The sequence below is a fragment of the Pantoea sp. GM_Pan_4 genome (assembly GCF_026541005.1).
Lineage (GTDB): Bacteria > Pseudomonadota > Gammaproteobacteria > Enterobacterales > Enterobacteriaceae > Pantoea > Pantoea dispersa.
The window spans coordinates 316165-335273 of sequence record NZ_JALNUZ010000001.1; the positions used below are offsets into that span (position 1 = coordinate 316165).

19 protein-coding genes are annotated in these 19109 nt (G+C 58.8%); 10 read left to right on the plus strand and 9 right to left on the minus strand.

Features of this window, described 5'->3' with window-relative positions; all coding sequences use genetic code 11:
- Positions 1–37 precede the first annotated feature (37 nt).
- The 3 genes from dcp to OXR61_RS01550 form a co-directional block, all read right to left on the minus strand.
- Positions 38–2089 (minus strand): peptidyl-dipeptidase Dcp, encoded by a 2052-nt coding sequence (dcp, locus tag OXR61_RS01540; protein ID WP_021506066.1) that lies wholly within the window; start codon positions 2087–2089, stop codon positions 38–40.
- Positions 2090–2139: 50 nt separating this feature from the next.
- Positions 2140–3498, minus strand: coding sequence for a guanine deaminase (guaD, locus tag OXR61_RS01545; RefSeq protein ID WP_021506067.1), 1359 nt, complete (start codon positions 3496–3498; stop codon positions 2140–2142).
- Positions 3499–3622: 124 nt separating this feature from the next.
- On the minus strand, positions 3623–3805 hold the full coding sequence (locus OXR61_RS01550) for a hypothetical protein (RefSeq protein ID WP_155519903.1): 183 nt from the start codon (positions 3803–3805) through the stop codon (positions 3623–3625).
- Between the two features lie 66 nt (positions 3806–3871).
- Here OXR61_RS01550 and ydfG point away from each other — a divergent pair, with 66 nt between their 5' ends.
- Positions 3872–4618, plus strand: coding sequence for a bifunctional NADP-dependent 3-hydroxy acid dehydrogenase/3-hydroxypropionate dehydrogenase YdfG (gene ydfG, locus OXR61_RS01555; protein WP_010618462.1), 747 nt, complete (start codon positions 3872–3874; stop codon positions 4616–4618).
- A gap of 45 nt (positions 4619–4663) precedes the next feature.
- On the opposite strand, the gene OXR61_RS01560 is transcribed toward ydfG, so the two are convergent.
- Positions 4664–4990 carry a YnfA family protein gene (locus OXR61_RS01560; protein WP_031279118.1) on the minus strand — a complete coding sequence of 109 codons (327 nt, stop codon included), beginning with the start codon at positions 4988–4990 and terminating at the stop codon, positions 4664–4666.
- A 133-nt stretch (positions 4991–5123) separates the two neighbouring features.
- Between OXR61_RS01560 and OXR61_RS01565 the strand changes: the two genes are divergently transcribed.
- Both OXR61_RS01565 and OXR61_RS01570 read left to right on the plus strand, forming a co-directional pair.
- The gene (locus tag OXR61_RS01565; RefSeq protein ID WP_010618460.1) at positions 5124–5459 is read left to right on the plus strand and encodes a DUF1283 family protein; all 336 of its coding nucleotides are present in this window, start codon (positions 5124–5126) and stop codon (positions 5457–5459) included.
- Positions 5460–5511: 52 nt separating this feature from the next.
- Positions 5512–5808, plus strand: a complete 297-nt coding sequence (locus OXR61_RS01570) for a DUF1161 domain-containing protein (RefSeq protein WP_058769782.1) — start codon at positions 5512–5514, stop codon at positions 5806–5808.
- 31 nt (positions 5809–5839) lie between these two features.
- Here the strand turns inward: OXR61_RS01570 and OXR61_RS01575 are convergent, their stop codons facing one another.
- The gene (locus OXR61_RS01575; RefSeq protein WP_021506070.1) at positions 5840–7300 is read right to left on the minus strand and encodes an MDR family MFS transporter; all 1461 of its coding nucleotides are present in this window, start codon (positions 7298–7300) and stop codon (positions 5840–5842) included.
- 382 nt (positions 7301–7682) lie between these two features.
- On the opposite strand from OXR61_RS01575, the gene OXR61_RS01580 reads away from it, so the two are divergent.
- The 4 genes from OXR61_RS01580 (at position 7683) to osmV (ending at position 11135) form a co-directional block, all read left to right on the plus strand.
- On the plus strand, positions 7683–8399 hold the full coding sequence (locus OXR61_RS01580) for an ABC transporter permease (RefSeq protein ID WP_021506071.1): 717 nt from the start codon (positions 7683–7685) through the stop codon (positions 8397–8399).
- A gap of 61 nt (positions 8400–8460) precedes the next feature.
- Positions 8461–9342: a glycine betaine ABC transporter substrate-binding protein gene (locus tag OXR61_RS01585; protein WP_309787468.1), complete on the plus strand. Its 882-nt coding sequence runs from the start codon at positions 8461–8463 to the stop codon at positions 9340–9342.
- 9 nt (positions 9343–9351) lie between these two features.
- Positions 9352–9999, plus strand: a complete 648-nt coding sequence (gene osmW, locus OXR61_RS01590) for an osmoprotectant ABC transporter permease OsmW (protein ID WP_021506073.1) — start codon at positions 9352–9354, stop codon at positions 9997–9999.
- Positions 9999–11135: an osmoprotectant ABC transporter ATP-binding protein OsmV gene (osmV, locus tag OXR61_RS01595; protein WP_021506074.1), complete on the plus strand. Its 1137-nt coding sequence runs from the start codon at positions 9999–10001 to the stop codon at positions 11133–11135. The genes osmW and osmV overlap by 1 nt, the downstream gene beginning before the upstream one ends.
- A 51-nt stretch (positions 11136–11186) precedes the next feature.
- Here osmV and OXR61_RS01600 read toward each other — a convergent pair whose 3' ends face one another.
- From OXR61_RS01600 to OXR61_RS01615, 4 genes are all read right to left on the minus strand, one after another.
- Positions 11187–12563, minus strand: a complete 1377-nt coding sequence (locus tag OXR61_RS01600; RefSeq protein ID WP_211726195.1) for a nucleobase:cation symporter-2 family protein — start codon at positions 12561–12563, stop codon at positions 11187–11189.
- A 179-nt stretch (positions 12564–12742) separates the two neighbouring features.
- Positions 12743–13444, minus strand: coding sequence for a dethiobiotin synthase (gene bioD / locus OXR61_RS01605; protein ID WP_021506076.1), 702 nt, complete (start codon positions 13442–13444; stop codon positions 12743–12745).
- Between the two features lie 105 nt (positions 13445–13549).
- Positions 13550–14767: an ROK family transcriptional regulator gene (locus tag OXR61_RS01610; RefSeq protein WP_021506077.1), complete on the minus strand. Its 1218-nt coding sequence runs from the start codon at positions 14765–14767 to the stop codon at positions 13550–13552.
- 135 nt (positions 14768–14902) lie between these two features.
- Complete coding sequence (locus OXR61_RS01615; RefSeq protein ID WP_021506078.1) at positions 14903–15799, minus strand: LysR family transcriptional regulator; 897 nt, start codon at positions 15797–15799, stop codon at positions 14903–14905.
- 94 nt (positions 15800–15893) lie between these two features.
- Here OXR61_RS01615 and OXR61_RS01620 point away from each other — a divergent pair, with 94 nt between their 5' ends.
- From OXR61_RS01620 to OXR61_RS01630, 3 genes are all read left to right on the plus strand, one after another.
- Positions 15894–17150, plus strand: a complete 1257-nt coding sequence (locus tag OXR61_RS01620) for an MFS transporter (RefSeq protein WP_031279123.1) — start codon at positions 15894–15896, stop codon at positions 17148–17150.
- A gap of 168 nt (positions 17151–17318) precedes the next feature.
- Positions 17319–17570 (plus strand): hypothetical protein, encoded by a 252-nt coding sequence (locus OXR61_RS01625; RefSeq protein ID WP_021506080.1) that lies wholly within the window; start codon positions 17319–17321, stop codon positions 17568–17570.
- A gap of 325 nt (positions 17571–17895) precedes the next feature.
- On the plus strand, positions 17896–19080 hold the full coding sequence (locus OXR61_RS01630) for a sugar transporter (RefSeq protein ID WP_031279126.1): 1185 nt from the start codon (positions 17896–17898) through the stop codon (positions 19078–19080).
- The last annotated feature ends 29 nt before the right edge of the window (positions 19081–19109 follow it).

A 19109-nucleotide genomic window follows, 5' to 3' on the forward strand; every position in this document is an offset into this window, starting at 1 on the left:
CAGCTGCACCGCTGGCTGGCCCTTCGGTTACGGCGCGTTACGCCTCGTCGAGGCCGCGGTGTTTCAGCATCGGCCCGATGTCCGGCGCTTTACCGCGCCAGGCCAGCCACAGATGCTGCAGATCGCTGCTGTTACCGCGCGACAGAATCTGCTCACGGAAGCGCTGACCATTTTCGCGCGTCAGACCGCCCCGCTCGACAAACGCCTGATAGCCATCGTCGGCCAGCATCTGCGTCCAGATATAGGCGTAATACCCGGCCGCATAGCCGCCACCCCAGATATGACGGAAGTAGCTGGAGCGATAGCGCGGCGGCACGGCACTCAGGGCAATATTCTCCGCCGCCAGCGCCTGCTGCTCAAAATGGCTGACATCCTGCGGTTTATCGTGCGGTGACAGCGAGTGCCACTGCAAATCAAGCAGTGCCGCCGCCAGCAGTTCGGTCATGTCATAGCCTTTGTTGAATTTCGCGGCGCGCACCATTTTGTCGCGCAGCGCAGCGGGCATCGCTTCACCGGTCTGATAATGACGCGCATAGTGGGCAAACACCTGATCCTGACTGGCCCAGTGTTCGTTGATTTGCGACGGAAACTCGACAAAATCACGCGGTGTGGCGGTGCCGGACAGGCTGGCATAGCGCTGGGTGGCGAACAGGCCGTGCAGCGTGTGGCCAAACTCATGGAACAGTGTGATCACCTCATCCCAGCTGAGCAGTGCCGGCTGACCGGGCTGCGGCTTGCTGTAATTGCAGACGTTGTAAATCACTGGCCGGCTTTCCAGCAGCGTCGACTGGTCGACGAAATTGCCCATCCATGCGCCACCGCTCTTATTATCCCGCGTGAAGAAATCGGTGTAGAACAGCGCTAACGGTGCATCGTCGGCATCGAAAATCTCATAAACGTTGACGTCCGGATGGTAGACCGGCAGATCGTGGCGCTGTTCAAAACGGATGCCATATAGCTGGCTGGCACACCAGAACACGCCGCTTTCAAGCACAGTGTTGAGCTCAAAATAGGGGCGGATTTGCCCTTCGTCCAGCGCGTATTGCGCGGTGCGTACCTGTTCCGCATAGTAATTCCAGTCCCAGGCGCGCAGCGGGAAGCTGTGGTTTTGATCGGCGCTCAGCTGCTGAATATCCGCCGCTTCACGCCCGGCGCGCGCCGTCGCGGCGGGCACGATGTTGCGCATAAAGGACTGGGCGGCTTCCGGCGTTTTCGCCATCTGATCCTGCAGGCTCCATGCTGCGAAGCTGTCGAAGCCCAGCAGACTGGCCTGCTGCGCACGCAGTTGCGCCATGCGCGACACGATGGCGCGCGTGTCGTTGTCGTCACCCTGCTCGCTGCGCGTCAACGCCTGCTGAAACAGCGCTTCGCGCGTGGCGCGCACCGTCAGCGACTGCAGCACCGGCTGCTGGGTGGTATTTTGCAGAGGGATTAGCCATGCGTCGTGCAGCCCGCGCGCCTCGGCGGCATCCTTCGCCTGTGCCAGCGCCGCCGGCGACAGGCCGTCCAGCGCCGCCGCGCTGCTGACGGTATAAGCCGCGGCGTTAGTTGCCGCCAGCAGCCGGTTACCGAAACGCGTGCCCAGACTGGCCAGCTCCTGGTTACAGGCGCGCAGTTGCGCTTTATCGCTCTCACTCAGGCTGGCGCCGGCCAGCTGAAAGCGCTGCCAGGTGACTTCCACCAGCCGCATCGCTTCGGCATCCGGGCACTGCGAGCCGCGCTGCCGATACACGCTGTCGAGCCGCGCAAACAGCGCCGGGTTAAGGTAGATTTCGTCATTGAGCGCCGTCAGCTGCGGCGTGATCAGCTCATCAACCTGCTGGAGCCGCTCGCTGGTATTGGCTGAGGTCATCGCGGCAAAAACGGGGTACACCCGGTTTAGCAGGCTACCGCTGCGCTCCAGCGCTTCATAGGTATTGGCAAAGGTTGCCGGCTCGGGGTTGCTGGCAATGGCCGCCACTTCCTGGCGCTTTTCGGCGATTCCGGCTTCCAGCGCCGGCAGGAAATGCGCTTCGTCGATCAGATCAAACGGCGGTGTCTGGTACGGCAACGGGCTGACGTTAAAAAACGGATTGGCACGTGAAGTCATTATCGCTCCTGATAATCAGCAACGCCGCAGCCACCTGCGGCGGTATGCTTTTATCCTGGCAGTTTCGTCGCCTGGCAACAACCTTGCGCGTGCGTATGGCTTTCCCGCTGCCACACGCACTTACCGTTGACCCAGGTTTGCGCGATGTTACGGTCATCACCCAGCGTCATCAGGACAAACAAACGCTGATGGATATCGTCGCTGTTGGCCATGCGCAGCTGCTGCAGTGGTGATACGGCAGGATCGATCACCACAAAATCTGCCTCTTTACCGTGGTTGAAGTTGCCGATTTTGTCATCAAGATCCAGCGCATGGGCGCCGCCCAGCGTAGCGTGGTAAATCGCTTCTGCAGCGCTGAGTTTGTACTGCTGCAGTTGCCCCACCTTATAGGCTTCACCCAGCGTCTGCAGCATATTGAAGGTAGTGCCGGCGCCAACATCGGTGCCCATGCCCATGCGCACGCGCTGCTGCCAGCGGCGTTTAAGATTGAACAGCCCGCTGCCGAGGAACAGGTTGGAGGTCGGACAAAAGGCCATCGCCGAATCGGTGTCATGCAGGCACTGCCATTCGCGATCCTCCAGATGCAGGCAGTGGGCAAATACGCTGCGTTTGCCGGTGAGCTGATGCTGGTGATACACATCAAGATAGCCGTCATGGGCGGGAAACAGCGTTTTTACCCAGGCGATCTCCTGCTGATTTTCGCTGAGATGGGTATGCAGCCAGGTATCGGGAAACTCGTTTTTCAGCTGCTGCACTTTCTCCAGCAACTGCGGCGATGAGGTCGGCGCAAAGCGCGGCGTCAGCGCATAACCGAGACGCCCGCGCTGGTGCCAGCGCTGAATCAGCTCACGCGTCTGCTGATAACTTTGCGCCGGCGTTTCGGTCAGTTCCGGCGGTGCGTGGCGATCCATCATTACCTTGCCGGCAATCAGCCGCATCTCCAGCTGTTCGGCGGCGCTGAACAGCGCGTCTACCGATTGCGGATGCACCGTACCAAACACCAGCGCAGTTGTGGTGCCGTTGGCCAGCAGCTGTTGCAGGAAAAACGCTGACATGCGCGCCGCGTGCGCCGCACAGTGGTACTGGCTCTCGACCGGAAAAGTGTACTGATTGAGCCACTCCAGCAGCTGTTCACCGAACGCGCCGATCATTTCGGTCTGCGGATAGTGAATATGGGTATCCACAAACCCCGGCAGGATCAGCTTGCCGCGCAGTTCGATCACCTGCGTTGATTCAAGGTATTGATGTGCCGGCTGCCAGCGCTCCAGACTCACCACTTTGCCGTCGCGCAGCGTCAGCAGACCATCTTCAATATAGCGCGCCCGGTCGGCGAGGCCATCGGGCTGGTCGGCCAGCGCGGGGAAATCAAAAAAACTGGCGCGCAGACGGGTTACAACAGAGTCAGACATGACGCTTCCTTCAGGGTGTAATGCAGGTTTCAGATAGATATAGCAAAGATATTGCAAACCGCATGCCAGGCAAGTCCACCCAACAATCACTTTAAATTCAGTTAAATACCCAATTTCAGCGCGATTATCGTCGCAAAAATTGCAGGCAATCGTATGCGTAACCGATTGCCTGTTCGTGGTTTTGCCCTTGCGCATTGCGCTGGCGTTTTACGCCGGGAAAAGGTGCCTGATCGGGCACGCTCATGGTGCAGGGCTGCACCGCAAACGTGCAGGAAAGATTCTGCAACACGCCGCTCACGCTTTTCATGAGCGCCGCTGCGGGGTTAATGCTAAGGTGTGGCAGAGAACCTGAAATCGTATAAGGAACAGTGAGATGATTATTTTTGTTACCGGTGCGACCGCCGGTTTTGGTCAAAGTATCACCCGCCGCTTCATTGCTACAGGTCACAAAGTGATCGCCAGCGGACGCCGTGCTGAGCGTTTGCAGGAATTAAAACAGGAACTGGGCGACAACCTGTATACCGTGCAGCTGGATGTGCGTAACCGCGCGGCTATCGAAGAAGCCATCGCCGCCCTGCCCGCCGAATGGCGTGATATCGATGTGCTGGTGAACAATGCCGGGCTGGCGCTGGGCGTCGAACCGGCGCATAAAGCCAGCGTTGAAGACTGGGAAAATATGATCGACACCAACAACAAAGGGCTGGTGTATATGACGCGCGCCGTGCTGCCTGCCATGGTAGAGCGCAACGTCGGTCACATCGTCAACATTGGCTCGATTGCCGGCAGTTGGCCGTACGCCGGTGGCAACGTGTACGGGGCAACCAAGGCGTTTGTGCGCCAGTTCAGCCTCAACCTGCGCACCGACCTGCACGGCACCGCGCTGCGCGTCACCGATATCGAGCCTGGCCTGGTGGGCGGTACCGAGTTTTCGAACGTGCGCTTCAAAGGTGACGATGGCCGCGCGGATGCGGTGTATGAAGGCACCACCGCGCTGACGGCGGAAGACGTGACGGAAGCGGTCTATTGGGTGACCACGCTGCCGAAGCACGTCAACATTAACACGCTGGAAATCATGCCGGTGACGCAAACCACCGCCGGACTGAAAGTGTTTAAAGGATAAGCAAGCTGCGCGTGGCGGCCCGTCGGGTCGCCCTGCGCGGCCGGTTCAGGCCTTGCCCCAGCCGATAACGATAATCAGCATGCCGCTGAACGCCACCAGCGCACCGACCCAATCCCACGCACTCAGTTTGACGCCATCGACCAGCCGCAGCCAGATCAGCGCCGTTAACACATACACGCCGCCATAAGCCGCATAAACCCGACCGCTGGCTGCCGGATGCAGGGTCAGCAGCCAGACAAACAGCGCCAGGCTGGCTGCGGCCGGTAACAATAGCCAGGCGCTCATGCCGCGCTTCAGCCACAGCCACGGCAGAAAACAGCCGGTGATCTCGGCAATCGCAGTGATAAAAAACAGCAGCGCGGTTTTCACCAGCATACAAAGTCTCTCTGATCGTTAAACAAACCGCTCACCGCTGGTGAGCAAAGAAGCAGCGATGATATACTGGCAGACAGTGTTGTGACAGCCGCCCTGCGCGCTGTGCTGGAGTTAACGAAAGGAAATGACGATGAAAAAACTGTTTTCCGCCCTGCTGGCTACCACGCTGACCGCCAGCGTATTGCTGACTGCGCCGCTAGCTGTCGCCAAGACGGATCGCCTGATTATTGAAGATGGCAACAACGCGGCCAGCAACGAGGCGGCGCGTCAGAGCAAAGAGCAGTGGAACGATACGCGCAACCTGCGTAACAAGGTGAATACCCGCGTGGAGAAAGAGTTCGACAAGGCAGACCGGGCCTTTGATACCCGCGACGCCTGCGAAAAAAGCTACAACGTTAATGCGTACTGGGAACCGAACACCCTGCGCTGCCTCGATCGCCGCACCGGCCGTCCGCTGGCGCCGTAATGCGCGCCAGCTGCTATAGTTTTCACGGGAATGACGCAACAAGGAGTGAGTGATGAAAAAACGTAATGCAGTTGTGTTGCTAATGGCGCTGGCGTTACCGCTGGCGGTGCAGGCGTCCTGCGAAAGCGTGCGCGCCGACATCAGCAAAAAGATCATCAACAATGGCGTGGCGGAATCAGATTTTACGCTGGATATCGTGCCGAACGATCAGGTTGATCAGGCAGGCGGTCAGGTCGTTGGCCACTGTGAAAACGACACGCAGAAAATCGTTTACAAGAAAAACGGTCGCGATGCGGATAGCAGCGTGCCGGACAGCGCGGGCAGCTCGCAGGATGCTCCCGCACAGTAATCTCTTCGGGCGGCTGGTCGGCCGCCCTGCTTTATTCCGCCTCCGGCCGCTGACGCGGCATCAGCCACGCAATCCACAACGTCAGCAGCGCAATCAGCAATGACACCACAAATACCCAGTGCAGCGAACTGGCAATCTGCCCGGTCCAGAAGTGTAACTGTTCCTGCGGCAGCGCCTGACGGCTCTCCGGTGCCATAATTTTCTGCATCGGATCGCTGGCCTGCGGCAGCCGCAGCGACAGGTTGAGATTGAGCACCGCGCCCATTATCGCCGTGCCGATCGCCGATCCCAGCATGCGGCTGAACATAATTGAGGCGGTGCAGATGCCACGAATTTCATAGTGCGCATGATTTTGTACCGACACCAGAAAGGTGGTGCTGGTCATGCCCATCCCGGTGCCAATAACAAACGCCGTCAGCCCGGCCTGCATGATGCTGCTGTCGGCGCGCAGCAGCAGTAATAGCGCGCTGCCGGCAATCAGTAAAAACGCGCCGAGCTGCGCGGTAAAGCGATACGAGGTGATCAGCATCAGGCGCCCGCTGAGCGTACTGGCCAGCGGCCAGCCAATTGACATCATCGCCAGCGCGCTGCCCGCCTGCAGTGGCGTGCCGCCAGTAATGCCCTGAATCCACGTCGGCAGAAACGCGCTGATGCCCATCATGGTGGCCCCGATAATCAGGTTCCCGGCATTACCGGCAACAATCAGGCGGCTGCGCCACAGCGCCAGTGGAAACAGCGGCGCATCGGCGCGCTGCTCATGGTGTTTCAGCCGCCAGCCGGCCAGCAGCGCCAGCGCCAGGAACGGCACCAGCCAGAAACCCAGCGCTTCCGCCTGTAACAGCGCCACCAGCAGTGCGGTGACGCTGATCATCAACCAGCAGCTGCCGGTCAGATTCAGCGTTGCACCCTGATGCTGTTCGCGCGCCGGCAGAAAACGCGCCAGCAGCAGCATGGAGAGCAGACCAATCGGCACGTTTACCCAGAAAATCACCGACCAGTTAAAGTGCTGAACCAGCCAGGCGCCGCTCAGCGGACCAATGACGGCCGCGACGCCCCAGACGCTGGAGAGCCAGCCCTGCACGCTGGCGCGCTCGCGCGGCGAATAGATGTCCGCCACGATGGTGGTGGTCAGCGGCATAATCGCCCCGGCACCCAGGCCCTGAAAGGCACGAAACACAATCAGCCACGTCATACTATGGGCAAAACCGCACAGCACCGAGCCCAGCAAAAACAGCGTTACGCCGATGAAAAATAATCGTTTGCGACCCCAGATATCCGCCAGTCTGCCGTACAACGGGACGCTTACCGCCTGCGTTAACAGATAAATGGAAAATACCCAGCCAAACTGCGCGAAACCGCCAAGATCGGCAATGATGGTTGGCATTGCCGTGGCCACAATGGTGACCTCAATGGCAGCCATAAACATCGCCAGCATGCAGGCAATCAGAATCCAGTGGCGATGTTCCGTTTGTAATTGTGCGCTTTCAGTCATACGTCTCCCTTTTTCTTACAAGGCTAGTCGAAATTTCGCCGACTCAGTTTCCTCTGCGTGCGCCTGTTTGTGACAATGTCACATATCTTGATGAAAATTTTTTATTGTCGAGCGACACCTTATTTCATGCGGGTTTCGCTTAGTTTTACCACTTTTGTATCTACCTGATTTTGCCGTGAAAACTGGCAATGATCATCAAGCGTTGCTATAGCTCTAAAGGCAGTTTCTGGTTTTTCACTGTGAAAAAGCCGGGAAACAGACATTTTAACTGCAATTTGACAGCGTGCTGGATTTTCGTCTGTGTATTGCACCGCATAACGCCGGTACGCTGAAAATAACGTTATAAAATCAATCGATTTTTTCAATCAGGGAGACGCACGCTATGCACAATGCATCGCTCGCCCGACGTGCCGGGCTGGCACTGCTCGCCATCGTGGTGGTGATAGCCCTGCTGGTGTGGGGATTAGGGCTGGATACGCTGCGCGACCGCAAGGTGGATTTACTTTACCTTGGGCAGCAACACCTGTACTTAGTGTTCTGGTCGATGTTATGCGCTTTACTGGTTGGCATCCCGAGCGGGATTTTGCTCAGCCGTCCCTTCGCCCGTCGCTGGGCTGAATATGTGATGCAAATCTTCAACGTCGGTAACACGCTGCCGCCGCTGGCCGTGCTGGCGCTGGCGATGGTGATTGTCGGCATTGGCGACCGTCCGGCGCTGATCGCGCTGTTCCTCGCCTCCCTGCTGCCGATTGTGCGCAATACCTACGCCGGTTTGAGCGCGGTACCGCCGTCGCTGATTGAAGCGGCCAACGGTATCGGTATGACCAAACTGCAGCGGCTGCGTCGCGTCGAGCTGCCGAATGCGCTGCCGGTGATCCTGGCCGGGGTACGCATCGCGACCGCGATTAACGTCGGCACCGCGCCGCTGGCCTTTTTAATTGGTGCCAGCAGCTACGGCGAGCTGATTTTCCCTGGTATTTATCTCAACGACTTCCCGACGTTGATCCTCGGCGCAGTGGCCACCGCCCTGTTTGCCCTGATCCTCGACATGCTGCTGGCAGCATTGGGACGCGTCCTCAGCCCGCACTCTGCGGCTTAACCCGGAGCATGTAATCATGGCCACTGCTAATCTGCTGGCGCGCTGGGTCAAACGCACCGCGCTGGCCCTGACCGCCACCTTAACCCTCAGTCACGGCGCGCTCGCCGCCACGCCCATCGTAATGGCGACCAAAAGCTTTACCGAGCAGCATATCCTGTCTGCGATGACGGTGATGTGGCTGCAAAAGAAAGGTTTTCAGGTCATCCCGAAAACCAACATCGCCACCACCATCGGGCGTAACGCGATGATCAACAAGCAGATTGATATGACGTGGGAATATACCGGCACCTCGCTGATTATTTTTAACCATATCAACAAGCCGATGTCGTCTGAAGAGGCGTACAAAACCGTTAAACAGCTGGACGCGAAGCTGGGACTGGTGTGGCTCAATCCTGCCCCGATGAACAACACCTACGCGTTTGCCATGCAGCGCCAGCGCGCTGAGGCGGAAGGCATCAGCACCATGTCACAGCTGGTGGCGAAGCTGGAACAGGTGCGCAAAACCGACCCGGATCACAACTGGAAACTCGGTCTCGATCTGGAATTTGCCGGCCGTTCGGATGGCCTGAAACCGCTGCAGAAAGCCTACAACATGCCGCTGGATCGCCCGCAGATTCGCCAGATGGACCCCGGTCTGGTCTACAACGCAGTACGTGACGGCTTTGTCGATGCCGGATTGATCTACACCACCGACGGCCGGGTTAAGGGTTTTGAACTCAAGGTACTGGAAGATGATAAGCACTTCTTCCCAAGTTACAACGTCACGCCGGTGGTGCGTCAGGATGTGCTGGAAAGCCATCCCGGCCTTGAGGCTGCGCTTAATCAGCTGTCACCGCTGATCACCGATGAGGCGATCACCGAGATGAACAAGCGCGTCGATATCGATCACCTGTCGCCGCAGCAGGTGGCGCGTGATTTCCTCAAATCCAAAAACATGCTGTAAGGAGGCGCAATGGATACCCTGCATTACATCATGGATAACTGGAACACCCTGCTGGCGCTGACCTGGCAGCATACCTGGCTGGTGTTGGTGGCAGTAGGTTTTGCCATCCTCGTCGGTGTGCCGCTGGGCATTCTGATTGTCCGCTTCAAATGGCTGGCAACACCGGTGCTGGGCATCGCCACCATCGTGCTGACCATCCCGACCATTGCGCTGTTTGGTCTGATGATTCCGCTGTTTTCACTGATCGGTCAGGGGATTGGCGCCCTGCCGGCGATTACCGCGGTGTTCCTCTATTCACTGCTGCCGATTGTGCGTAATACCCATACCGCGCTGGAAAATCTGCCGCCCGGGCTGCGCGAAGCCGGTCGCGGTATCGGCATGACCTTCTGGCAGCGCCTGCGCTGGGTGGAAATTCCGATGGCGCTGCCGGTGATTTTTGGCGGCATCCGCACCGCGGTGGTGATGAACGTGGGCGTGATGGCGATTGCGGCGGTGATCGGTGCCGGCGGCCTGGGCCTGCAACTGCTGGACGGCATCAGCGGCAGCGATGTGCGTATGCTGATAGCCGGCGCACTGATGATCTGTTTACTGGCGATTATTCTTGACTGGCTGCTGCACCGTCTGCAGTCGGCGCTGACTCCTAAGGGGATTCGATAATGATAAAACTGGAAAACCTGACGAAAACCTTTACGCAAAAAAACGGCACCACGTTCAATGCCGTTGATAACGTCAGCCTGGAAGTGCCTGCCGGGGAGATGTGTGTGCTGCTGGGTCCGTCCGGCTGCGGCAAAACCACCACACTGAAGATGATTAACCGTCTGATCCCCGCCAGCAGCGGGCGGATTTTAATTAATGGCGAAGACACCAGCGGCCAGGATACCGTCACGCTGCGCCGCAATATCGGCTATGTGATTCAGCAGATTGGTCTGTTCCCGAACATGACCATTGAAGAGAACATTACCGTGGTGCCGCGCATGCTGGGCTGGGACAAAAAACGCTGCCGGGAACGGGCGACGGAGCTGATGAGCATGGTGGCGCTTGACCCGACGAAGTTTCTGCATCGCTACCCGCGTGAGATGTCGGGCGGCCAGCAGCAGCGCATCGGCGTGATCCGCGCGCTGGCGGCGGATCCACCGGTACTGCTGATGGATGAACCGTTCGGTGCCGTCGACCCGATCAACCGCGAGGTGATTCAGAACGAGTTCCTCGATATGCAGCGCCAGCTGAAGAAAACTGTGATGCTGGTGAGCCACGATATTGATGAGGCGCTCAAGCTCGGTGACCGCATCGCGGTGTTTGGCCAGGGCAAAATCGTGCAGTGTGCCAGCCCGGACGAACTGCTGGCGCAGCCGGCCAACGAATTTGTCGGCTCGTTCGTCGGTCAGGACCGTACGCTGAAACGTCTGCTGCTGGTGCAGGCGGGCGACGTCACCGATCAGCAGCCGACCATCACCGTGCAGCGCAGTACCCCGCTGCAGGAGGCGTTCGCGACCATGGACGACAATGACATGCGTTCGGTCACGGTGGTCGACGAAGATGGCAAACCGCTGGGCTTTGTCAAACGTCGTGAAGCGCGCGGCGCCACCGGCCGCTGCGAGGAGATGCTGCACACCTTTAAGGTCACCGGCAAAGCGGAGGAGAACCTGCGCGTGGTGCTGTCGAAGTTGTATGAACACAACACGGTATGGATGCCGATTGTCGATGAGGAAGGTCGCTACAGCGGCGAAATTTCGCAGGATTACATCGCGGATTACCTCAGCTCCGGTCGCACGCGCCGTCGTCTCAACCCGTAATCCCGACCGAACCGCGCCACGGAGGGCGCGATTCTCCAGGTAAATTGTGCGTCAGTGGCTCTCTTCGACCGCGCCGACCGCCGCAACCGTTTTAGCTTCATTCGGCAGCACCACGTTCAGCAGCATAGCGAGAATCCCGCCGGTGGTGACTGCATGACCAAACAGATTGCTGACCAGCGGCGGGAACTGTTTCAGCACGTCCGGAACCGCCTCCACCCCGAGGCCAATGCCAAACGACACCGCCACAATCAGCATCTCACGCCGCCCCAGCGGGGCCTGCGTCATCACGCGAATACCGGCGGCGACCACGCTGCCAAACATCACCAGCGTTGCCCCGCCCAGCACCGGCGGCGGAATCTGCTGTAGCAGGTTGCCGACCAGCGGGAAGATGCCCAGCAGCACCAGCATCAGGCCAATCACCATCCCCACGTAGCGACTGGCGACGCCGGTCATCTGAATCACCCCGTTGTTCTGCGCAAAGGTGGTATTGGGAAACGCCGAGAACAATGCCGCCAGCAGACAGCTGAGGCCATCGGCCAGAATCCCGCCCTGCAGCCGGCGCTGAAACCCGTCGCCTTCCAGCGGCTGGCGTGAAATCAGACAGTTGGCGGTCAGATCGCCCACCGCCTCAATCACGCAGATCACCGAGACCAGCGCAATCGGCACAAACAGCGTCCAGCTAAAATCAAAGCCAAAATGCAGTAGCGAAGGCAGCACCAGCCAGTGCGTCTCCGCCATCGGCTTCAGCGGCAGATGACCGCTCAGCGCCGCCGCGATGCAGCCCGCACCAATGCCGGCGACCACCGCCACCAGCCGCGCCCAGCGCGAGTGGGAGCGGTTAAGCACGATAATCACCAGCAGGGTCACCGCCCCCAGCGCCAGATTACCCGGCGCGCCAAAATCGCGGGCGTTATGCCCGCCCGCCCAGTCGGTAATACTGACTTTTATCAGGCTGATACCAATCAGGGTGATCACCGTACCGGTCACCACCGGGGTCAGCACTTTACGCAGCGGTGTGATGCAGCGGCTAATCAGCATCGGGATCAGCGCCGCCACCAGGTTGCAGCCAAAAATCATGGCGAGGATCGCCTGCGGTGAACCGCCCTGCGCTTTCACCGTCATCCCCGCCGAGAGAATGACGCCGAGAAAGGCGAAGCTGGTGCCCTGCAGACAGATCATGCCTGCGCCAATGCCGCAGAAACGACGCGCCTGCAGAAAGGTGCCGAGTCCGGAAACCAGCAGCGACATGCTAATGAGATACGGAATCCAGGCCTGTAACCCCAGCACAGAACCGATAATCAGCGGCGGCGTGATGATACCGACCACGCTGGCCAGCACGTGCTGCAGGGCGGCAAAGAACGCCGGTGCAGGACCGATGCGGGCATCCAGCCCGTACAACAAACCTTTCTCTTCTTCTGGGTGCGACATAGCAGGGCTCCGGCAAACGATTTATCAGTTTGCCTGATGCATGAAACGCGCCAGGGCGACAGCGGGCAGGAAGAATTCAGGACAGATGATTGAATATAAACAGGTTTACGGCATAAAAAAAAGCAGCCGCTCCTGAAACTTCGGATTCAGCTGCGTGCGATATGCCGCATTTTGTTTCATCAGGCGGCGGGCTTTGCACTCTCGCTGTGCAGCGCATCCCCCCCGAGTAACGTAATATCCAGATAACCACTCAAATCACGCTGTTCGGCGCGCGGCAGATAAGGCAGTTCACCCAACAGCGGCGCGTTCAGCTTATCGCGCAGAACATCAATGATTTCAGCATAGTGCGCCAGACCTGGATTGATACGATTGGCGACCCAGCCCGCCAGCGTCAGGCCATCGGCGGCAATCGCTTCGGCGGTCAGTAAAGCGTGGCTAATGCAACCCTCTTTAATGCCCACCACCAGCACCACCGGCAGTTGCGCCTGCTGCACCCACTGCGACAGCGGCCGTAAGTCGTTCATCAGGCTGCGCCAGCCGCCCGTGCCTTCCACCACCACGCGTGCAGCGCGATCCTGTAAGCCAGCCAGCCCGCGATTGAGTAATGGATAATCGATGCGCTGCGCCGGGCTGGTGCTGATTTCATCCTCTTCCAGCGTCACGGGATTGACGTCGCTGTAGTTCAGCGTGAGGCCTGATGCCTGCTGCAGCAGTACGGCATCTTTATTACGGAGCCCTTCCGGCGTGTGCTGCGCGCTTTTGGCAACCGGCTTGTAGCCAGCGGCACACAGATTCGCTTTGGCAAAGCACTGTAATAGTGCGCGGGAAACCACGGTCTTACCCACCGCGGTGTCGGTACCGGTGACAAAAATCGTTTTCACCTTTCTCCTCCTTCATTAAAGCGATGTGTAACCTGCAAAGGAGGCAGTTTAAGGATTTGTCCCAGGCGAGAGCTTGCGTTAGCGCAAACTTAAGGCGGGCTGGCGTTAACCCTGCAACAGTTTTATCAGTAAATGGCCGCTATAGAGCGCGTCTTTGATCAGCGCCGCGCCGCCCAGCGTGCCGGGATCGTTGAAAGCCGCGGGGGTTAGCTGGATAGCGTGACTGTATGCCGGCAGGGCCTGCTGGCGAATGGTGCTGCTGACTGCCGGGAACAGCACGTCCGCCGCCTGGTTAAGCGGTGAACCGATAAGAATTTGTTGAGGATTAAAAATGTTGACCATCATCGCCAGCATGCGTCCGATATGATGACCGACGCCGGCAATGACGTCACGCGCCAGCCGGTCGCCCTGCTGCGCAGCGGCACACAGCGAGGCCAGCGTCAGCGGCTGCTGGTGCAGCTGGCTGTCCGGCTGCGACGATAAACGCTGTGCCGCCAGCTGCAGCAGGCTGCCGGTGCTGGCCACCGTTTCCAGACAGCCATGGTTGCCGCAGTAGCACTGCTGGCCGTAAGGATCGATCTGCGTATGACCGATCTCCACCAACGCGCGTCCGCTTTTGTGCAACAGCTGGCCACCGCTGATCACCCCGGCGCCCACCGTTTCGTCAATAACAATCTGAATCACGTCCTGCGCACCCCGTGAGGCACCAAACAGTGCCTCTGCCAGCGTCCATGCGGAGATATCGTGCTGGACGAATACCGGCAGCCCGGTGCGCTGCGCCAGGGTTTCGCCCAGCGGCATATCCTGTACGTCATAGCCCGGCATACGGTGCACCACGCCGGAGGCGGCGTTGATCAGTCCCGGCAGGGTAATGGCGATAGCGGTGAGACGCTCAAGTTTTTGCTGATGGCGAATGAAAAAGGCGTTGACCAGCTCCTGCAGCGTCTGCAGTAGCGGCGTGTCGGCGCTGGCGGGCAGCGGCAGGCGATCTTCCTGTAGCGCGCGGCTGCTGAGATCGCGCAGTGTCAGGGTGATGAACCCCGGCTGGAGGCGAACAGCCAGATAGTGCCAGGCCAGGGTATCGAGGATCAGCCCTATCGCCGGCCGTCCGCGACTGCCTGGCTCCTGAAACTCGGTCTCCTGCACCAGATGCGCATCCAGCATTTCGCGCACAATTTTGGTGATGCTGGCCGGGGCCAGCTGGGCACGTTTCGACAGCTCAATCCGCGAAATCGGACCGTAATGGTCAATCAGACGATACACTGCACCGGCATTGGTCTGTTTTATTTGGTCAATATGGCCAGGCTGACTGTCCAGATTCACGCCCTGCTCCCGGATATTTTCGCGCTTCTAAATAAACAGCAGCTATGGTGATGCAGATTGGCGCGCAGCGTCAAATATTTGATTAGAAATGTGATTTATCGCACACAAAGAACGCGGTTTTCTGTACCCGCGGGTTCATTCCTCGGCATTGTGCAGCAGCAGCGCCATCATATTGCTCATCTGCGCACTCGGCTGGCGCAGCGCTGACCACACCAGCCACACCTCAGAAATGGCATCGCTTTCCTGTAGCGGAATCCAGGCGACTTCCGCCAGTCGCGCGCGGGCAAACGAGGCGGGTAAAATCGACACGCCAAGGCCGGTTGCCACCAGGCCGAGTATCGTCATGGCTTCACCCACTTCCTGGGTAATGTAAGGTTTGATTTGGTAGCGATGCAGCAGCGCCAGAATTTCACCGTACAGGGCCGTGCCGCCCTGCGCATCAAAGAAAACAAAAGGTTCGCTGGCTAACGCCCGGATGCTAATTGACGTGGCCTGTGCCAGCGGATGCGCGTGGTGCACCACCGCGCACAGCGGTTCACGCAGCAACAGGCGGTGCTGAAGATCCTCCGGCAGCGGCGTATTGCGCATGACGCCCAGATCGAGTCGCCCCTCGTGCAGCGGTGCCAGTTGCTGCCGCGTGTTGTACTCCTGCATCTGAATATGCACGTCCGGCCAGCGCTGACGATAGTGATACAGCGCATCCGACACCAGTCCGGTAAACGGCGCCGAGGAGGTAAAGCCAATACGCAACTCTCCCTGCTGACCGTGATGAATGCGCGCCGCGCGGCCGGCCGCCTGCTCTACCTGCAATAAAACCGCGCGCGCATCCTGTAAAAACGACTGGCCGGCCGGCGTGAGCTGTACGCTGCGATTAGTACGGGTGAACAGCTGCGCATCCAGCGCCTGTTCCAGTTGCAGAATCTGCTGACTGAGCGGCGGCTGAGAAATGTGCAGCCGCTGTGCGGCGCGGCCAAAGTGCAGCTCTTCCGCAACGGCAATAAAGTAGCGCAGATGGCGCAGCTCAATCATCATATCTTAAACGTCTCATTTGAGATTATTAATATATTGTACAACCTATTTAGCCTTTCCTACAGTATTCAGACATTTGCTGAATTGAGGATGTACTGTGAGTCGCTCTTCCCAGGCTGTGACGCTTGATGAGGACAGCTTGTCCACGAAGCCTGTTACCGCCGATACCGCTACTGAATGGATTGAACGTGGATCGCCGCAGTTTATGCGCGTGACGCTGGCGCTGTTCTCTGCCGGTCTTGCCACTTTCGCCCTGCTCTATTGCGTACAACCGATTCTGCCGGTGCTGTCACAGCAGTTTGGCGTGACGCCTGCCGAAAGCAGTATTTCGCTGTCGCTCTCCACCGGGCTGATGGCGCTGGGCCTGCTGTTCACCGGCCCGCTGTCAGATGCGATTGGGCGTAAATCGGTGATGGTGACCGCGCTGATGCTGGCGGCGATTTGTACGCTGATCTCCGCCACCATGAGCAGCTGGCAGGGGATTCTGCTGATGCGCGCGCTGACCGGTCTGTCGCTCAGTGGCGTCGCGGCGGTGGGCATGACTTACCTGAGCGAAGAGATGCACCCGCGGGTCATCGCCTTCTCCATGGGGCTGTACATCAGCGGTAACTCGATTGGCGGCATGAGCGGTCGTTTACTCTCCGGTGTACTGACCGACTTTTTCTCGTGGCGTATTGCCATTGGCGTCATTGGCTGCTGTGCGCTGGCTGGCGCGCTGATGTTCTGGAAAATTCTGCCCGCGTCGCGCCATTTTCGCCCTGCCTCGCTGCGGCCACGCAGTTTGCTGATCAACTTCCGCCTGCACTGGCGCGACAAAGGGTTGCCGCTGCTGTTTGCCGAAGGCTTTCTGCTGATGGGCGCGTTTGTCACGCTGTTTAACTACATCGGCTACCGTTTACTGAGCGCGCCGTGGTCACTGAGCCAGGCGGTGGTCGGGCTGCTGTCCGTGGTGTATCTCACCGGTTCGTGGAGCTCGCCGAAAGCCGGCGCGATGACCAGCCGCTTTGGTCGCGGTCCGGTGATGACGGGCGCCACGGCGATCATGCTGGCCGGTCTGCTGCTGACCGCCTTTAGTTCGCTGTGGCTGATTTTGCCGGGCATGATGCTGTTTACTGCCGGCTTCTTTGCCGCCCATTCGGTGGCCAGCGGCTGGATTGGACCGCGCGCGCGCCGGGCGAAAGGCCAGGCATCATCACTTTACCTGTTCAGCTACTACGTGGGCTCCAGCGTGGCCGGCACCCTGGGCGGCGTGTTCTGGCACCGATACGGCTGGCCGGGCGTAACCCTGTTTATCAGCGCCCTGCTGGTGCTGGCACTGCTGGTTGGCCTGCGTTTACAGGGCCGCAAACTGTAATACCCTTCATCGTTAGCGCGGGACCTCAGCGTCCCGCCTGCTCCGCTGGATTCGAATAATCAGGCATTCGCGCCGTACCACTTAAAACAAAATAGCAATTCATCGCTATAATTCGTTCTATTCCAATAATACATAGACTTATTTTTTACACAGCAATGAGGTAGTCAGATGGAGCTTTACTATTATGTCGATAAGCATGCCGGTTATAACGACAATCATGTGGTGCATGCGAAGGGCTGTCCGTTCCTGCCTTCCGACGGCGGTCGCCGTTTTCTGGGGACTTTTTACACGCCCGGTGCCGCAATCCAGCAGGCGCGTAAATTTTACGCCACTGCGTTGGGCTGCGAACACTGCTGCCCGGTGGGCGTAAAAAAAAATCCGACCCACAACTTTAGCGTGGCACTAAAGCATATGGCGTGACTCTGATAATCCTGGTCTGAACCACACCCGTCCGCACGATACCCGCCCTCAGCACGGCTAAGCGATTTTTCTGTTACAGAAACACCTGACTTAGCCTGTGCTGGTACGGCAGACTCGCGGGCCGGCAGCACGCAGCCGCAACAACTCTCCATAACCGCAGGCTATTTACCACGCTCAGCGCGATAAGAAATATTCAGTGATAAAACCCGGGTTAACGGTTTTCATCGGCTGACTAATGCTCCACAATAGCGGAAATTTGTGATCGAGGTCACTTTACCGGGTGCATTCTGACCCCCTCACTCGTCGTTTAGCCGATTAGAATTCAATGCAATCAACAACCGTTTCCCGTAAAACAGCCTGGCTGCGCGTGGTGCTGCTGGCTATCGCTGCTTTTGTCTTCAATACCACCGAATTTGTGCCGGTTGGCCTGCTGTCGGACATCGCCAGCAGCTTTGCAATGAAAACCGCTGATGTCGGTATCATGCTGACCATCTATGCCTGGGTCGTGGCGCTGTTATCGCTGCCGTTAATGCTGCTGACGCGCAACGTCGAGCGCCGCCTGCTGCTGGCCATCCTGTTTATTCTGTTTGTTGCCAGCCACCTGTTATCGGCCGTGGCGTGGGATTTCACGTCGCTGGTGCTGTCGCGCATTGGTATTGCGCTGGCGCATGCGGTGTTCTGGTCGATCACCGCCTCGCTGGCGATTCGCGTTGCGCCGGCCGGCAAGAAAACCCAGGCGTTGAGTATGCTGGCCACGGGCACGGCGCTGGCGATGGTGCTGGGCGTGCCGATTGGTCGTATTGTGGGTCAGTATCTGGGCTGGCGTACCACCTTTGGTATGATCGGCCTGTCAGCACTGGTACTGCTGATTATGCTGGTGCGGATACTGCCGCGCCTGCCGAGTGAGCACACCGGTTCACTCAGCAGCGTGCCGATGCTGTTTCGCCGCCCGGCGCTGGTGGCGATGTACATTCTGGTCACCGTCGTGGTGACCGCGCACTACACCGCTTACAGCTATATCGAGCCGTTTATGCAGGTGGTAGCCAGCGCCGATGAGAACTTCACCACCCTGTTACTGCTGCTGTTCGGCTCAGCCGGCATTCTGGGCAGCATTCTGTTCAGCACGCTGGGCAATAAATTCCCGTCCGCGCTGCTGATCGCCGCCATTGCGCTGATTACCCTGTGTATGGGTCTGCTGGTGTTTGCTGCGGTACGCCCGGCAGCGATTACCGTGCTGTGTATTATCTGGGGAATGGCAATGATGATGATCGGCCTGGCGATGCAGGTGCGCGTGCTATCGCTGGCACCGGACGCCACCGACGTCGCCATGTCGCTGTTTTCCGGTATTTATAACATCGGTATTGGCGCAGGCGCGCTACTCGGTAACCAGGTCAGTCTGCATCTGCAGATGGCAGACGTGGGCAACGTGGGCGCCATCATTGGCCTGGCGGGACTGTTCTGGTGTATCGCCATTTTCCGCCGTTATCCGCAGCTGCGCTCCAACGGCTAATGCGTTTCACAGGCAGCGGCGCCCCTGGC